General features: G+C 41.4%; 6 protein-coding genes. 3 read left to right on the top strand and 3 right to left on the bottom strand.

Translation table 11 applies throughout. From position 1 onward, the window contains the following. Positions 1-6: 6 nt before the first annotated feature. Both KDN43_RS08580 and KDN43_RS08575 read left to right on the top strand, forming a co-directional pair. Positions 7-3,279, top strand: a complete 3,273-nt coding sequence (locus KDN43_RS08580) for a glycosyl hydrolase (protein WP_238841559.1) — start codon at positions 7-9, stop codon at positions 3,277-3,279. 21 nt (positions 3,280-3,300) lie between these two features. Next, on the top strand, positions 3,301-4,182 hold the full coding sequence (locus tag KDN43_RS08575) for a ComEC/Rec2 family competence protein (protein ID WP_238841558.1): 882 nt from the start codon (positions 3,301-3,303) through the stop codon (positions 4,180-4,182). A 206-nt stretch (positions 4,183-4,388) separates the two neighbouring features. Here the strand turns inward: KDN43_RS08575 and KDN43_RS08570 are convergent, their stop codons facing one another. Genes KDN43_RS08570 through KDN43_RS08560 form a run of 3 tightly spaced genes read right to left on the bottom strand, consistent with a single transcriptional unit; the run spans position 4,389 to position 13,264 of the window. Continuing rightward, positions 4,389-6,968 carry a family 78 glycoside hydrolase catalytic domain gene (locus KDN43_RS08570; RefSeq protein WP_407681760.1) on the bottom strand — a complete coding sequence of 860 codons (2,580 nt, stop codon included), beginning with the start codon at positions 6,966-6,968 and terminating at the stop codon, positions 4,389-4,391. A gap of 14 nt (positions 6,969-6,982) precedes the next feature. Further along, the gene (locus tag KDN43_RS08565) at positions 6,983-9,187 is read right to left on the bottom strand and encodes a GH92 family glycosyl hydrolase (RefSeq protein ID WP_238841556.1); all 2,205 of its coding nucleotides are present in this window, start codon (positions 9,185-9,187) and stop codon (positions 6,983-6,985) included. Positions 9,188-9,193: 6 nt separating this feature from the next. Next, positions 9,194-13,264 (bottom strand): hybrid sensor histidine kinase/response regulator transcription factor, encoded by a 4,071-nt coding sequence (locus KDN43_RS08560; protein ID WP_238841555.1) that lies wholly within the window; start codon positions 13,262-13,264, stop codon positions 9,194-9,196. 360 nt (positions 13,265-13,624) lie between these two features. On the opposite strand from KDN43_RS08560, the gene KDN43_RS08555 reads away from it, so the two are divergent. Further along, the gene (locus KDN43_RS08555) at positions 13,625-16,891 is read left to right on the top strand and encodes a SusC/RagA family TonB-linked outer membrane protein (RefSeq protein ID WP_238841554.1); all 3,267 of its coding nucleotides are present in this window, start codon (positions 13,625-13,627) and stop codon (positions 16,889-16,891) included. The last annotated feature ends 12 nt before the right edge of the window (positions 16,892-16,903 follow it).

Genomic DNA, 16,903 nt, shown 5'->3' with positions numbered 1-16,903 from the left:
CACAGTATGAAACTAAAAATGACAATGTTACTGGCTGTGATCAGCATGATACACCTGATTGGGTGTAAGCAAAATCCACACACTAACCTTACACAATTGTCTCAGGAATTGGAGAGAGGATTTATCACACCTCCCGATTCCATCCAGACCAGTGTATATTGGTACTGGATTTCGGATAATATCTCCAAAGAAGGTGCAATAAGAGACCTTCATGCTATGAAAAAAGCAGGAATCAACCGCGCCTTCATTGGCAACATCGGGATTGATGACCTTCCCTACGGCAAAATAAAAATGTTCAGTGAAGCGTGGTGGGAGATACTGCATACTGCTTTGAAAACAGCTACGGAACTGGATATAGAAATCGGTATCTTCAACTCTCCGGGTTGGAGTCAATCGGGAGGCCCATGGATCGAACCGGAACAATCGATGCGCTACCTGGCCTCATCGGAACTCGTGGTGAAAGGTCCACAAACCATCACGCAACTTCTCCAGAAACCAAACGAACAGTTTCAGGACGTGAAGGTGATCGCTATCCCGAACGTGATGCGTGAAGAGTTGATGTTGACCCATAAAAATGCAGTAATTGAGAGTACCCCTCTCCTTGCCAACCTTGGACGACTGACAGACAATGATCCGCAGACAGGGATAAACCTGCCGGAGGGAAATAGTGTGTCCATCAGTTTCAAATCGGAAAAACCGTTTACAGCCAGAAGCCTCACTGTCCAGACAACTCGGGCACCGTTCATGGCCGATGCGGTTCTACAGATCAAGGAGGGTAACAACAATTATAACACCGTTTCGCAATTCGTTATTAACCGATCCAATCCTGCTTTAAACGTAGGGTTTGATCCATACGCACCCGTAACAATTGCCTTACCGGCCACCACATCCAGAGAATTCAGGCTGGTTCTTACTTATCGGTCCGGAGGAAGTGGCCTGGCAGAGGTCAACCTGAGCGGTGTTCCCCGTATGGAAAGGTATAGTGAAAAGACACTGGCCAAGATGCATCCCACCCCACTTCCCTACTGGAAAGATTATCTCTGGCCGGAACAACCGGAAGTAGACGATAAGAGCCTGATCATTCAGGATAAGCAGATTCTCGACATTACGCAACACTTGTCCCCTGAGGGAGTCCTCAGCTGGGATGTACCGGAAGGGGAATGGATAGTTTTAAGGATGGGTATGGCTCCCACCGGGGTCACCAACGGGCCAGCTTCTCCTGAAGCTACCGGTTTGGAGGTAGATAAAATGAGTAAAAAATGGACCGCTGTCCATTTCAACCGTTTTATCGGCGAGATCCTGAAGAGAATTCCTGAGGCCGACAGAAAGACATTTAAAGTGGTCGTACAGGATAGTTATGAGACAGGAGGACAGAATTTCACCGATGGCATGCTGGAAGAATTCGAACAGCGCTACGGATATGATGCTTTTCCCTATCTGCCGGTCTTCAGAGGGTACGTGGTCAACAGCCGGATGGAATCAGACCGTTTTCTTTGGGACTTGAGAAGAATGATCGCAGACAAGATCGCTTACGACTATGTAGGTGGTTTGAGGGAAGTAAGCCACCAACACGGTTTAACTACCTGGCTCGAAAATTACGGGCACTGGGGATTCCCGGGTGAGTTCCTGATGTACGGCGGTCAGTCGGACGAAATTGGCGGTGAATTCTGGAGTCAGGGTGAACTGGGTGATATCGAGAACCGTGCGGCCACATCCGCAGGACACATCTACGGGAAAACCAAAATCTCCGCCGAATCGAACACTTCCGGCGGGCCGGCCTATTCCAGGCATCCGGCGATGATGAAACAGCGTACAGATCGCTTCTTTGCCGAAGGGATAAACAATACGCTCCTGCATCTGTACATCATGCAGCCTTACGAAGAAAAAAATCCCGGGGTGAATGCATGGTTTGGGAATGAGTTCGACCGCAAGAATACATGGTTTTCACAACTGGATGTCTATACAGAGTATTTGAAACGGGTGAACTTTATGTTACAACAAGGTTTGAACGTAGCAGATGTTGCTTACTTCATTGGTGAAGATACTCCGAAAATGACCGGTATTACAGATCCACCTTTGCCTATCGGTTATCAGTACGATTACATAAATGCAGAAGTGATCGAACAGGATATGACGGTGAAAAATGGTTTACTGACCCTCCCCCATGGCACACAGTACCGGGTGCTCGTGCTTCCCAAACAGGAAACGATGCGTCCGGAACTATTGGCTAAAATCAAAAAACTGGTCAACGAAGGAGCCTACATACTGGGGCCGGCGCCAAAGCGCTCACCCAGCCAGCAGAACCAACCGGAGGCAGACAACCGGGTAGAGCAATTGGCGATCGAACTTTGGGGTGACCTGGTCGACGAAACAATCAAACAGCGGGACTACGGAAAGGGTCTGATCATGAATGGTTTGTCACTTGAAGAAGTTTTCGACAGGATCGGACTTCTCCCCGACTGTAAATTGCCGGAAGACAATTCTATTCACTACGGACACCGGACCATGGGAGGGATAGAGATTTACTTTCTTTCCAACCAGACGGATAAAGAACAAATCATTACACCCAAATTCCGGGTAAAAGGGATGCAACCTGAAACATGGGAGCCTACCACCGGATATACCCGTTCACTCCCTGCCTTCGATGATAAGAACGGCGTTACAGCGGTTCCGATAAAAATGGCACCATTTGAAAGCACTTTTATCGTTTTCAGGCATAAAAGCGATAAAAAGGCAACCTCCTACAATCCTGAAACGAATTATCCGGCACCTCAACTTGTTGCCGACCTCTCCCGGGACTGGACCGTTACGTTTGATCCGCTTCGCGGAGGACCATCCGAGCCGGTGCGGTTCGACTCATTAAAGGACTGGACAACATTCTCCGACAATGATATCAAATATTATTCGGGAACAGCTATCTATAAGAACCATTTCACAATAGATTCGTTATCCGGCCATCACGAAATCACTATCGATTTGGGAAAGCTTACCGCCATGGGTAAAGTCTATATAAACGACATATATGCCGGAGGAGTCTGGACCCCCCCATACCGGCTGAAGATAACGCCGTTCTTAAAGAAAGGGACAAACGCCATAAAGATTGAAATCGTAAACAACTGGATGAATCGCCTTATAGGAGAACTCAAGCTGCCAGAAGACCAACGTACAACCGGGTGTTTTGTTAATCCGTACAACAAAGACAGTACTCTTCAGCCTTCGGGTTTATTCGGGCCGGTAACAATCAGCAGAATCAGAACCTATCATAAAATATTAAAATAAAAAAAATAAACTTATTGAATAATGAAATTAAAAATCTCAATCCGCGTTTTCCCGGTATCTTTTTTTATTATAATGCTCCTTGCCTGTTGTACTACCGGGAAAAGGTTTACACTCTGGCAACTGCCCTCACAGGTCAATACAATCGGTAATAGCTATATCATAAAAAGTAATGGAGGAAAAGTTGTTGTAATAGACGGAGGCACAGCATCGGAAGAATCATACCTGAGAGGCTTTATAGGAGCACTTGGAAATGAAGTGGAACTGTGGATCGTAAGCCATCCACATGATGACCATATGGGTGCTCTTACAAATATACTGGAAAAGCCCAACGACATCATTATTAAAAGAATTATCCATTCGGCACTCCCTGATTCCATTATCAGACTGGAAGAGGCCAGTCAGGAAGATGTGTATAAATATGATAGAGCACTTAACAATTCCGGTATAGATGTGGTGAATATTACCGAACCGGGTTTGCAGTTTGATATTGATGAAATCAGATTCAAGATATTAGGGGTCGCCAATCCTGAATTCACAACAAATCCGTACAACAACTCAAGTTGCATCATTCGTGTTTGGGATAACCACAAATCGTTCGTTTTTCTTGGTGATGCCGGCGTTGAGTGTGGGAATAAAGCACTCCAAAGTTCATTTGTAAACGATCTGAACTGCGACTACCTGCAGATGGCTCATCATGGGCAGCAAGGGTGTGATGAGAATTTTTACAAAACAGTCAACTTCCATACCTGTCTCTGGTCAACTCCAACCTGGGTTTGGGAGAACAATAATGGGGGCGGCCCCGGCTCAGGAAATCTGACAACGATGGATACACGTAAATGGATGGATGAAAAAGGAATAAGAAAACATTTTATTTCCTGGCAAGGACTTGCAAAAATAAAATAGGTTACTGTAGCTCTGTTAAAACTATTTAGAAGAAGTACGATGGGCAAATTTGAATTTGCCCATCGTACTAATAATATTAGCTTTCCATTTCTCAAAAAAGAACCGCCATATGGATTATCCGTTTTATCAAATATCCTATATCGACATAAAGTAATAGATCCGGCAAACATTTACAGCAGTTTTTATACTCCCCAATAAAATGGGTTCTACTCTTTGTATGTAAATGTATGTTTACCCGGTTTTAAATTAGTCTCATCATCTCCAGCTTTCAATATACCTGTAGTTCCCACCGGTAAAGAGATGGTGAGTTTTACTTCATCTTTTACCCTTCTCCACTCACTGGTTATTAAACCTTTTACTGAATAGTAGCTCCCTTTAGCCCAATCTAAATCTTTCACAAAGTGAGGGGTAAACAAAATATTCTTAAATCCCGGGTTATTCTTGTCATAATTAATTCCTGCCAGGTTATTCATCATCCAGGCCGATATATCACCCATAAAAACGTGATTCAGAGAGGCATCCTTGAAATCCGGATCCAAGGTCCAGGTCTCGGGTAATGTGCTGTATCCCATGGCTTCCACCCAGTAGCCCCACGATGGGGCATCGGTTTTAAGAGCCATCTTCATCACATCTTCAACATAACCGTATTTAGTAAGCATAGCCGGTACTGTTTTACTGCCAAGAAGGCCAAAGTCTAAAAAATAATTGTTTTCAACAACCTTATTATGCAGGTTTTCGGCCACTAAAGCCTCTTTACCTTCATCCACCAAACCCAAATAGAGGGCAAGAGCCTGAGCTGTTTGTGTTCCCTCAGCATAAATACCGGTAATGGGGTTAAAATATCTATTGTTGATAAGCTCTTTTAGAGTTTCGGCTTTATTACGGTATGGAGTAGAATCTTTGCCCAACAGGTCGGAGAAGAATGACATAAGTTTATTATCCAGATAATAAAACAATGTTGATGTATACTCAACGTTGGTTGTTGACTTCCAGAATACCCAGTCACCTAACCCTGAAGGAAGGTATCCATCTCTCTCTGTGGTTTTGATATACTCCAGATATTTTTTCATTGATGGGTAGAGGTTTTCAATACATCGCATATCGCCATAATAATTATATAAAGCATAAGGAATAATAAACATTGCAGCATCCCATACCGGGCCGGGCCACTCACCAAATCCCCACCCGCAAGACGGGATAATACCTGAAATTTCTCCGCTAGGCCTTTGATTATCAATAAAATCATTCATCCACTTCTCATAAAGAGTAATACCATCATATCCCAACAAAGCCAGATCAATAGCTATATAAGCATCAGCAGTCCAGCCATTCTTTTCACGTTGCGGACAGTCGGTGGGAATACTATGAATATTGCTTCGGTATGCCTGCATAGTAGCATTCCACACCTTATTCAACAAGTCTGACGAACAGCTAAAGCTGCCCACGGGTGCCAGGTCGGTATGCACAAACAGCGCCGTCAGATCATTCTCAGACAACTCAACAGGCTGATCACTCTCCACCTCAACATATTGAAACCCATTGTAAGAGAATGCCGGTGTGAAAGTCTCTCCCTGCTTGTCCCCTTTTAACGTGAACAGGTCACTTTGAAAGATCTGTTCCTCTTTTTCCGGATGGTAATATACATTTATATTCCCCTGTTCCAAACGCCCACCATCCTTTAATAACTCTCCGTAGGAGACGCGTACATTGGTACCTTCGGTCCCTTTCACATGGAGAGAACAGAACCCTGCCATATTTTTCGGGAAGCTATACACATATAGTTGATTGTTGAATTTCTTAAAACCAACTGGTTTTATCGTTTCCGTAACACGAATCGGAGGCATCTGCTGAGAGACCAGTTTTTGCGAAGGTGATTCAATTTCCTCTGCATACTCCCAGCCAGAATCATTATAATCGGCATAAATCCAGCCGTTATCTTCAAGGCGTGCATCATAAAATTCGCCGCTATAAATATCATTATAACGGTAAGCACCTGCATTAGTTTTCCAGAGATTATCACTAAGAATAAAATCCTGACTGCCATCCTCGTAATTAATATGAAGTTCGGCGATAAAAGATGGGCGATTCCTCCAGAAAGCAGTTTCAAAAAGCCATTCAGCTTTAGATTGCACGTTATACCACCCGTTTCCCAAAACAGCGCCTATAGCGTTTTTCCCCTGCCTTATCAATCTGGTTACATCGTGTGTAACATACAGGATACGCTTATCAAACTGAGTATAACCAGGATCAAGGCAATGGTCACCCACAGCTTCGCCATTCAGGTAAGCGAGGTAATAACCGGCACTGGCAATATATAAGCGTGCTTGTACCACTTTTTTATCTGCAAAAAACTCCCTCCGAAACATGGGAGCCGGTTCGAAATCTTTTGGATGGTTGTCGGTAATCCATTTTGCAACCCAATCAGATTCATGCAATTTACCTGTTTCAAAAGAGGCTATATCAGAAAGAATCGGCTCTTTATCATTTTCATTCCATACTTTAACTCTCCAGTAATAACGGGTATGAGATTCATAATCCAGATATGTATCGCAGGGTTGCAAATTTTCTTTATCGGTACCGATATAAATAACGTGTTTTCCCTCCTTAAAATCTTCATCGTCGCCCTGATATTCCCAGGTAAACCGTGGCATAGCCGATTCCACACCCAATGGTTCCACCATGTACTCTGTACGCAGATTCTTTATCTCTACGGTTTTATTGTCTGAACATCCTGCCAATAAAAAAACAGGGCAAAGGAGTAAAACCAATCTAAGCATCATTTTCATTTCAGTTTTTTTATTTATTTTCTATTATGTATTTCGCTACTCATTTCAAAAATTAATTCTCCTCCATCCATAATGTCTTGATGACTTAATGTAAACCCTTTCAGTTTTATGCCGTTTAAAGTGATGGATTTGACATATTTGTTTTCCTTACTCAGGTTTTTAGCCACCACTCTGAAGGTTTTATTGTTCTCTAAATGTAGTGTAATTTTGGGAAGTTGCGGCGCTCCGACTACATACTCCTGCCCAACCGGATTTACAGGATAGAAGCCCATTGCTGAGAATATGTACCAAGCCGACATTTGCCCGCAATCATCATTGCCGCAAAGTCCATCAGGCTTAGGCAGATAGAAACGATCGAAGATTTCTCGTATTAACGATTCGGTTTTCCAGGGTTGATCAACATATTGATAAAGATAGGCTACATGATGACTGGGTTCATTACCATGGGCATATTGACCGATAAGGCCGGTAACATCAGCCGTAAAGCCACTATTCATCTTATCCGGTGCTAAGAAAAAAAGAGAATCCAGCTTACTTGCAAACAGGCCTTTACCGCCCATTAAGCTTATTAAGCCTTCTATTTCATGCTGTACATGCCAGGTATATTGCCATGCGTTTCCCTCTGTATAGTCACCTCCGGCTGTGGAGGCATGTGACAGTCGCAAAGAGTTGAAAGGAGTTCTCCACTCCCCTCCGGAATCCCTGCCGCGCATTAATTTACTTTCAGGATCAAATAAATTTTTAAAAAAACCGGCACGCTCCGAAAAAGAGTTGTAATCGTCCATTTTACCCATTGCTTTTGCCATCTGAGCCACACAAAAGTCGTCGAAGTTCGACTCCAAGGTTCGGGAGACAGATTCTACTTCGATAAGATCAAAAGGATAATATCCAAATTTATTATATATATCCCACGAAGAGTTAAAATGATTCTCGGTTGAACTCACTTTTATTGCTTCATATGCTTTCTCCACATCATAATCCCTGAACCCTTTAATATAGGCATCTACAATAACCGGAATAGCATGATTGCCAATCATGCAGTGGTTCTCTTTACCCCAAACCGTCCAGATGGGCAGATAGCCCTGTGCTTTGTAATGTGCAATCATGCTCCTGACAAATCCGTTCACCCGCTCCGGGGTTAATATGGTGTAGAGAGGATGGGATGCACGATAGGTATCCCATAATGAAAAGGTTGAGTAATACTCGTTATCCGCAGCCTGACAGACCTGATCATCCACCCCGCGATACTTGCCATCGGTATCGGCAATATTGTTGGGTTGAATAAACAGGTGATAGAGCGAAGTATAGAAGTTTGTTTTATCTTCTTCCGGTCCCTCTGCTTCTACACGGGAAAGCAGTTTATTCCATGCTGTTTGATTTTCAGTTCTGACTGCATCGAAATCCCAATCCGGATTCTCCTCACTTATTGCTTTCAGAGCACCATCAGTACTTACCGTTGAAAGACCTACCTTCACATACAGTTCCCTTTTTTCAAGCGAAGGAAATTGAAGTACCAGACGGTCGGCTCTTTCCTTTTCCTGCCTAGGGACTACACGTTTCTCACCAAAAGGAGCGCTCAGTTCAATCGCAAAAAAATATTTCCTTTTCACCCAGGCCTCCACCTCGTTGTGACCTAACAACATCCGATTGCCAACAATCTTCAGTTCCGCTTCCAATACATGGTCCTGCACCGTTTTACCCCAACCGGTTATTCCGTTTTGAAGATCAACCAGGAGCTGGGGAATCTCCTCTCCTGAATAGGTGAACTTGTAAAATGCTGTACGTGGAGTAGTAACCATCTCTGCATACACCCGAGCATCAGTGAGATAAACGCTATAATATCCGGCCGAAGCTTTTTGCCTCTCTTTATCAAAGGCACTTAGATACTTATCCTCTCCATTTAGTCGCGTAAAAGGGAATAATAGAATATCCCCCAGATCAGGGCCACCGGTTCCATTGAGATGAGTTTGTGCAAAGCCAATAATTGTATCATCGCCATAATTAAAGCCTGAACAATATCTCCAACCGTCATTCCCCGTTTGCGGACTGGCCTGAATCATTCCAAATGGAGATGTAGCCCCGGGAAAAGTGTGTCCATTATCAGCGGTTCCGATAAACGGGTCAACATAGTTTGTTAAATCTTGTCTGTTTCCTCCATCAATGCAACTGCTCAGTGACAGCACAAGCAAGAGACAGATTAACACATGTTTTACTCTCATATAGAATTATGAATTATTGTTTTTAAGTTTTTTCATATACTCACTTGGGGGCATACCATACTCTTTCTTAAAAATGTTTGTAAAATAGGACTGGCTTTTTATACCTATTCTCAATATCAGTTCTGATATGGCAACATCCTCTTCAGCAATAATTTTAACGGCGACCTTCAGCCGTACTGTCCTGACAAACTGCTTTATAGGCATACCTATGACTTCATCGAATTTTTGGTATAAACTGGTTCTGCTATATCCCAACTCTTTACAGAAGAAATCTACATTCAGATCGGGATTATCTATATTCTTTTCTATCAGTTTAATAATTTCGTAATAAAATTCATTGTCCCGGCTATGCAGACGATCTCCCATTGCAACCGACAAGTAGTTGGACGAAAGATACTTTTTTACATTATTCTTCGATTGGAAAAGGTTGGAAATAGTTGAAAAAAGCAGATCGGTGTTAACGGGTTTTTCCAGGTAGGCGTCTGCCCCAACGTTTACACCTTCAATTTTGGCGTCTAAAGCCACTTTGGCTGTCAACAATATAAACGGGATATGTGCAAATTCCTTGTTTTGTTTTAATGCTTTACAAAGTTCATATCCATCCATTTTTGGCATCATCAGATCAGATAGTATAACGCCGGGCCTGTGTAACCTGATTTTTTCCAGCGCATCAAACCCGTCAACAGCTTCCACAATATTATAGCTTTTACAAAGTGTCTGTCTCAGAAAGAGGCGTACCTCCAAATTGTCTTCTACTATTAGCAGAACAGGTTTTAATTCGTCAATATGTGTATTTAGCTCTTTTGGCAGGAGTTTGTAATCTTCATGAACATCTTGATTTACAATAACCCGATTTTTATCATTTATTTCATTTTCCAAGTAATACTCCTTACGAAGAGGTATCTTAATTATATAATCTGTCCCTTTCCCTTTTTCGCTCGAAACTGAAAGTGTGCCTTTATGAGATAGTACCAATTTCTTTACCAAAGCTAAACCAATACCCGAACTTATTATATTGCTATCGTTACTTTCTTCTACCTGATAAAATCGATGGAAAATTTTGGCCAGAGACTTTTTAGGAATACCCATGCCATTATCTTCTATAAATATTTCAAGGTTGTGATCATACTTCTCATTTTTAGTTGTTAAGGTGTACTTTTCATTGAATATATGTGTAAAGTTATCTTTTCCCAATGCCACTTTTACATTAATCATACCATGTGCAGGTGTGTACTTAAAGGCATTACTCAACAGGTTGAAGTAAATTTCAGTAATATACTCTTCATCAAACCAACCCATCTCATCGCGGTCGACCAACATAATATCGAAGTTGAATCCTATCTGTTTAACATCGGCAAGATTTTTAAAATCGAGGCTCAGGGAATCAAAAAATGAATATATCGGGACCTCATTTACTTTCAGCGGATTGAGCTCCTCTTTTATTTTATCGAAATGAATGGCATTGTCTATAAGCTGCATCATCCGGCCTGTATTACGTGTTAGTATATTACCATACTCCTCTTTCCAATCCTTTTCCCTTATCAGTTTTTCGATCGTTCCATGTATCAATGTTAGCGGAGTGCGCAACTCATGAGATACATTGGTGAAAAACTGATTCTGCTGTAATTGCAGCATTTTAGACTGACGTTTTTCTGCCTCTTTCAATGCCAGTTTTTTCTTCAGTTCTATCCAATAGGATATGTAGAAGTAAACGGCGACCATAACTATAATAATCAGCAAAATATAAATATATTTAGCTGTTCCTGACAACCACCATGGAGGAATAACATTCAATGGTATTGAGAACACCTCCGTACTCCATATCCCATCATTATTTGTAGCCATAAGCTCCAGTGTGTACTTACCATAAGGCAAATTGGCATATGAGATTGAGTGTACTCCAATTGGCGTTTCAGCCCATTCAGTACCATAGTTAGCCAGACGATATCTGAATTTACAATCGTGAGGAGAGCTGTAATGTGAGGGAGTTAAAAATATTTTAATATTGTTCTCGCTATATTTCAGTTCAATTTTATCAACAAAATTCCTTTTTTGATTATTAACCTCAATATAAGAAATGTTGGGATGAGCCAATGTCCGGTTATTTTTGATTTCGGCGGGGTTAAAATAGATAAAGCCATCAATTCCGCCCATATATATGGTGCCTTCAGAAGAAATAAAAGAGCTACCGATCTTGTAACTATTCATACCTCCAGGAATCTTAAATTCCTGTAAATGTTGATTAAACGGATTAAAACGGTACAATCTGTTTCCACCTGCCCAGATATTATTGTTGTTATCAATCTCCAGGCATTCAATATTTTGATATTGCGAGTCGCCAGTTTTAATTGATGCCGCTTTATAGTCGTTACCATCAAGAAGCACCATCCTGTTCACTCCGCCGCCCAACGTCCCAAGCCAGAGTACCGAATCGTTCTGACGACGAATAGTGCTAATAAAATTTGAATTTAAAGTATATTGATTGCTTTCATCAGCCTGATATTGAATAGTATGCATTACCTGCCCCTCTTCATTCAACATCAGCCGGACCAACTGTTCTCCTGAAGAGTAGAACACTTCAGGATATATTTCATCAGCATACAGACTTATTACTCGCTTTGGGGTAAATGCACTGGTAGCAGGTTGAGATTCTTTGAATACCGTGCATTCGAAGCGGTTATCTTTTTGAATAATTCTAATTACTCCATGATTCCATGTTCCAGCCCATATCTGACCAAAGCAATCTTTGCTAATACCGGTTACTTCATCATTAGGGAAATTACAGATATCATTCAAACTCTGTATCTTGGGATTGCTCTCCTTTATATTCAATATATCCAAACCATTGGTATGTCCGATCCAGAGCAAGTCCTGATTTAAAAGCAAAGAACGTATATTGTTGCAGCTAAGCGACTTGCCCGATTTGTTATGTAAGTAACGGGTAATTTGTTTGCTGTTTTTATTAATCCTGTTTAGCCCATTGGAGTGAGTACCTACCCATATGCAGGTACCATCATCTGCAATAGCCCTGACTATTTTATCAGATATAGTATTGGGATTATCAGGTTCATGTTGTACACGATAGAAAGCTTTTTGCTGCAAGTCTATTACATTAACCCCACCAGCGTAAGTGGATATAAAAAGATTATGAGTCTGATCAATGAAAAGGTCAATAATGAAATCAGAGTTAATTGAGCTGGGGGCCTTGCCTGCATAAAAGGAAGCCACATTAAGTTCTCCTTTTTCGGGAGTTAAAAGAAACAATCCTTTTGTGGAAGATACCCAGTAGTTGTTTTTAAAATCTTCAACAATATCGGTGATCAACCCATTCTCAAAGGAAATAGGTAATTTTTTAAGCCTGCTAAGTTTATATATTGATCCCTCATTATTTTTGGAATTGATAAACTGAAGGCTATTGCTGACATATAAATTTTTTTCAGTTGCAATAAAAAGCTGATTATGGCTGTCCAAAAAAGTATAACGGATTACTTTTCCCTCATCAGATAATATTGCATTCGGGAGTTCAAGTTGATTGATTTTTCTGCCTGAATCAAAAATAAAACATCCCTGATCTGTAGAAAGCCATACTCTGTTCAGTCTGTCTTTTTGCATCGAAAAACAGTGAGCATTTATATCTATACTGATTTCCTGCAATATATTATCACCCACACGCTCGTACATATAAAATTGATTATCTGCATCTTTGATTAGGACAAAAGAATCTTTTACTGACAGAATTTTTTCTATGTTTTTATTCACTGCATGCTGACTGTCTTTAGCATAAATTGTAAGGGGCAAGTACTCTTTGGTCGCAGGGTCAAAGTATTGAATACCCGCAACAGTAGCAAGCCAGAATTTTCCCTCATCATCAATAGATATATCCAGGATACGATTAACGTAACTGTTTGAAAAATTCTCCTTCTCCTGATAAAATGTCTCAATTTGATACCCGTCATACTTACACAAACCGGCATAAGTACCAATCCAGATAATCCCGTCTTTATCCTGAATCACGACGTTAGCATCAGTATGTGGCAAACCTTCCTGAATTGTTAAATATTCAATATTAAAATACAATTTTTCTGTATTGGCAGCAATACAGAAAAGGGGTAAAATTGCAAAAATTAACCTTTTTAAAGTCACGACCTGCATATTTCTCTAATCATTTGTAAAAAAAATAATATTTTGAATACCTATAGTGCTCTTCCGTACATTTTATCATCTCGATTGTACATTAAAGCAAATAAGCACAATTAAGCAAATCAAATGTACAAACACACACGAGCTCGATTTTGTTATTTCATATTTTTGTTTCCTAAATTTTTAAAGCAAATGTATATGAAATATTTAATCCAATTGTACAAATATTTAAATATTTGATTAAAAGGCAACGTGAAAACTAATTTATTAACTTAATTATTATTTAACAATTTTACTATGTACTTAAACAACACAAAACCACTAGCGCAAAGGCTGTCTTGTTTGGTAAATGCAGGTAGGTTAGTATTATTTATACTAATATTATTTAATTATTGTCCTGCATATGCCTTAAATGAAACAGCTGTCTCATCAAAGCATGTCGTTACGGGGCTTGTAAAAGATGAAAAAGGAGAAACTCTTATCGGGGTAAATATTGTAGTTAAAGGTGCAGAGACTACAGGTACTGTGACCGACATAGATGGAAAGTTTTCTCTTTCGGTCGATCTGCCTGCTGTACTTGTATTTTCTTACCTGGGCTACGATACCCAAGAGGTAAACGTCACAAATCAATCACCCCTGGTCATTCAGTTAAAACCAACTACCGAATTTCTGGACGAGGTGGTGGTCGTAGCATATGGCGCCCAAAAGAAAGTTTCGGTAACCGGTTCTATTGCATCACTGGATAATAAGGATCTGCTTAAAAGCTCTTCAACCAATGTTGCATCTGTTTTATCCGGTCGTCTGCCCGGGCTTACAGTAATGCAGTCGAGCGGCGAGCCGGGACGCGAAAACATAAATCTGTTTCTCAGAGGTGCAGCCACAATGAATGGAATGAATCCTCTTATCCTTGTTGATGGCATTCCTTATGACAATATTTCAAACATAGATCCTCACGAAATTGCAAATATCTCAATTTTAAAGGATGCATCAGCCACAGCCGTATTCGGTGTCAGAGGTGCCAATGGCGTTATCTTGATTACTACCCAGCGTGGAAAGGAGGGATCGGTAAAGGTTAGCACCTCCTTGGAGTATAGCACTCAGGGGTTTGCATTCAAACCTGAACGTATTAATTCATGGGAATATGCGATACTGCGTAATGAAGCATTAATGAATGAGGGTGCTGCGCCATTCGCTGAATTCAGCAAAGAGGATATTGCACTTTTCGAAAGCTGGAAAACCGGTGAACCAACAGATCCATACTGGCACCCAAACCAAAACTGGCAGAAAATACTCTTTAAGAGCCATGCCCCTATAATGAAAGGAAATATAAACCTATCGGGTGGTAATAACAAAGTACAATACTTTATCAGTAGCGGTTATGTAACACAGGGTGGTATCTTTAACACCGAATCTAAAAAATTTCTGGGTTACAAACCGCAATCGTCACTTGATCGCTACAACTTCAGATCGAATATTGACTTCCGTTTCAATCAAAAAGTAAAAGCGTTTTTGAATATAGCCAGTAGCGTTGAAAAAATAAACTCTCCCAACTCAGGCATTAGTGATATCTTTGTCGCTTCCCTGACGCACCGGCCTACTTCGCCCGGTCCGCTGTCGAGCATGGATTATAAGGTACAGATCGCGGGTGGCGAGTTGGTGGACTCAAAGCCAAGCCGTATCGTAGGTGACCCGCTCGATCCTCTCAAATCGGCCTACGGGCTGTTAAATCGTGCCGGATATGTCAATGAGACCCGCTCCAGCGTAAACTCTGTAACCGGCCTAGACATCAACCTGGACTTCATTACTCCGGGATTAAGTTCCAAAGCGCAGGTCTCATTCAATGGGCGCGCCCGTTCTACTATGCGTGGAAACCGGAGATATATCCGTTACAAATATCTGAAAAACAAGGCAGGTGAGCAGGTGTATGTGCTGGATGACGGCGACGATGATTCCGAAGGGCCTTTATCATTGAGCAAAGGAGTATCGTCAGGATATTTTGTAAATTTGCAATGGCAGATGAATTATGCCCGGGTGTTTAATGAAAAGCACAAAGTAGGTGGTTTACTACTTGCCCAAAGAGATTACAAAGAGGCTTCGGAAGATGATCCGTACACTGATAAATATTTACCGTTTAACGTCATAGGTTTCTCTGCCCGTAGTACTTACTCGTATGATGATCGATACCTGGCTGAAGTCAATTTAGGTTACAACGGCTCTGAGCAATTTTCTCCAAACAAACGATTTGGTTTCTTCCCCGCACTTTCCGGCGGATGGGTCATTTCAAATGAAAAGTTTTTACGCAACAATAAGACGCTTACAAACTTAAAGCTGAGAGCATCCCTGGGAAAAGTGGGTAACGATAAGATTGGTTACAACAGATTCCTTTACCTTGATGATATCAATACCAATGGCTGGGTGAATGACGACGTACGCGTTCTGTATATACCCAGCCTGGGCATGGGTGGAAAAATTGAAGAACGTGCATTGGGTAACCCGGACATAACATGGGAGGTTGCTGAAAAACAGAACTATGCTATCGATTTGGGACTCTTTAATGATTTTAGTCTGACATTTGATTATTTCACTGAAAACAGAAGTCAGATCCTGATACAGAGAGGCATTGTGCCCGATCTTCAGGGAAGGCCGCAGCACACGCTCCCAAAAGTGAATATGGGAAAAGTTGAGAACAAGGGGTTTGAGCTGGTTCTTGGTTATAACAAATGGTTCCGCCACGACTTTGGCTTCAATGCAAACTTAAACCTGGGTTATAATAAAAACAGGGTAACGGAGGCAGACGAGCCTTATTTACCGGAAGACTATGCTCACAGGCAAAGACTAACCGGTTATACGCTTGGACAGAACTGGGGATACCAGATTGACTACACTATTGATGAATCCAAAGGCAAAGATGGCAGCGGTTTCTTTAACAGTGAAGAAGCAATCAAAGACAGTGGGCTTGACTATGAGATAGGGACTCCCAAACCCGGCGACTTTATCTATGTTGACCAAAATGGGGATAACGTAATTAATGACCGGGATATTGTCCCAATTAAATATTCAAGCCTAGTACCTAAATATATCTATGGTGCCAGTTTCGGAGTTACCTACAAAGGATTCGATTTCTCATGCCTGGTCCAGGGAATTGGAAAATACAGCCGTTACTATGCCGATGCCGGCATTTTCGAGGAGCTGAGCGCCAAATCTTACTTCGACATGCATATGAATCGCTGGTCGGCTGAAAGATACCAGCAGAAGCTAAATGGTGAGAAGGTAAATATTTCACACCCACGTTTGGCAAATACCCAATCCACCAGCCATGTACCGAACGATTACTACATCATGGACGCATCATATGTAAGATTAAAAAATATGGAGATAGGATATTCGTTACCTAAAAAAGCCTCGGGGCTGATAAATGCCGAAAGCATTCGTTTCTATATCAATGGAGATAACTTGTACACCTGGCACAATCTCAAGACCGATGGTTTTGACCCTGAACAGGCGGGCCCGACACAATATCCTAACATGAGAGTATATAATATTGGGCTTAACGTAACTTTCTAAAAAACAAACAAT

Source organism: Proteiniphilum propionicum (genome assembly GCF_022267555.1).
Classification (GTDB): Bacteria; Bacteroidota; Bacteroidia; order Bacteroidales; family Dysgonomonadaceae; genus Proteiniphilum; species Proteiniphilum propionicum.
Note: the sequence above shows the minus strand (reverse complement) of the source record. Positions and strands in the feature narration are given on the sequence as shown.

What these genes read in the sequence shown, in the direction of transcription:
- KDN43_RS08580 (WP_238841559.1), top strand. Translation starts at nt 7, where the DNA reads ATGAAACTAAAAATGACAATGTTACTGGCTGTGATCAGCATGATACAC.
- KDN43_RS08575 (WP_238841558.1), top strand. Translation starts at nt 3,301, where the DNA reads ATGAAATTAAAAATCTCAATCCGCGTTTTCCCGGTATCTTTTTTTATT.
- KDN43_RS08570 (WP_407681760.1), bottom strand. Translation starts at nt 6,968, where the DNA reads ATGAAAATGATGCTTAGATTGGTTTTACTCCTTTGCCCTGTTTTTTTA.
- KDN43_RS08565 (WP_238841556.1), bottom strand. Translation starts at nt 9,187, where the DNA reads ATGAGAGTAAAACATGTGTTAATCTGTCTCTTGCTTGTGCTGTCACTG.
- KDN43_RS08555 (WP_238841554.1), top strand. Translation starts at nt 13,625, where the DNA reads ATGTACTTAAACAACACAAAACCACTAGCGCAAAGGCTGTCTTGTTTG.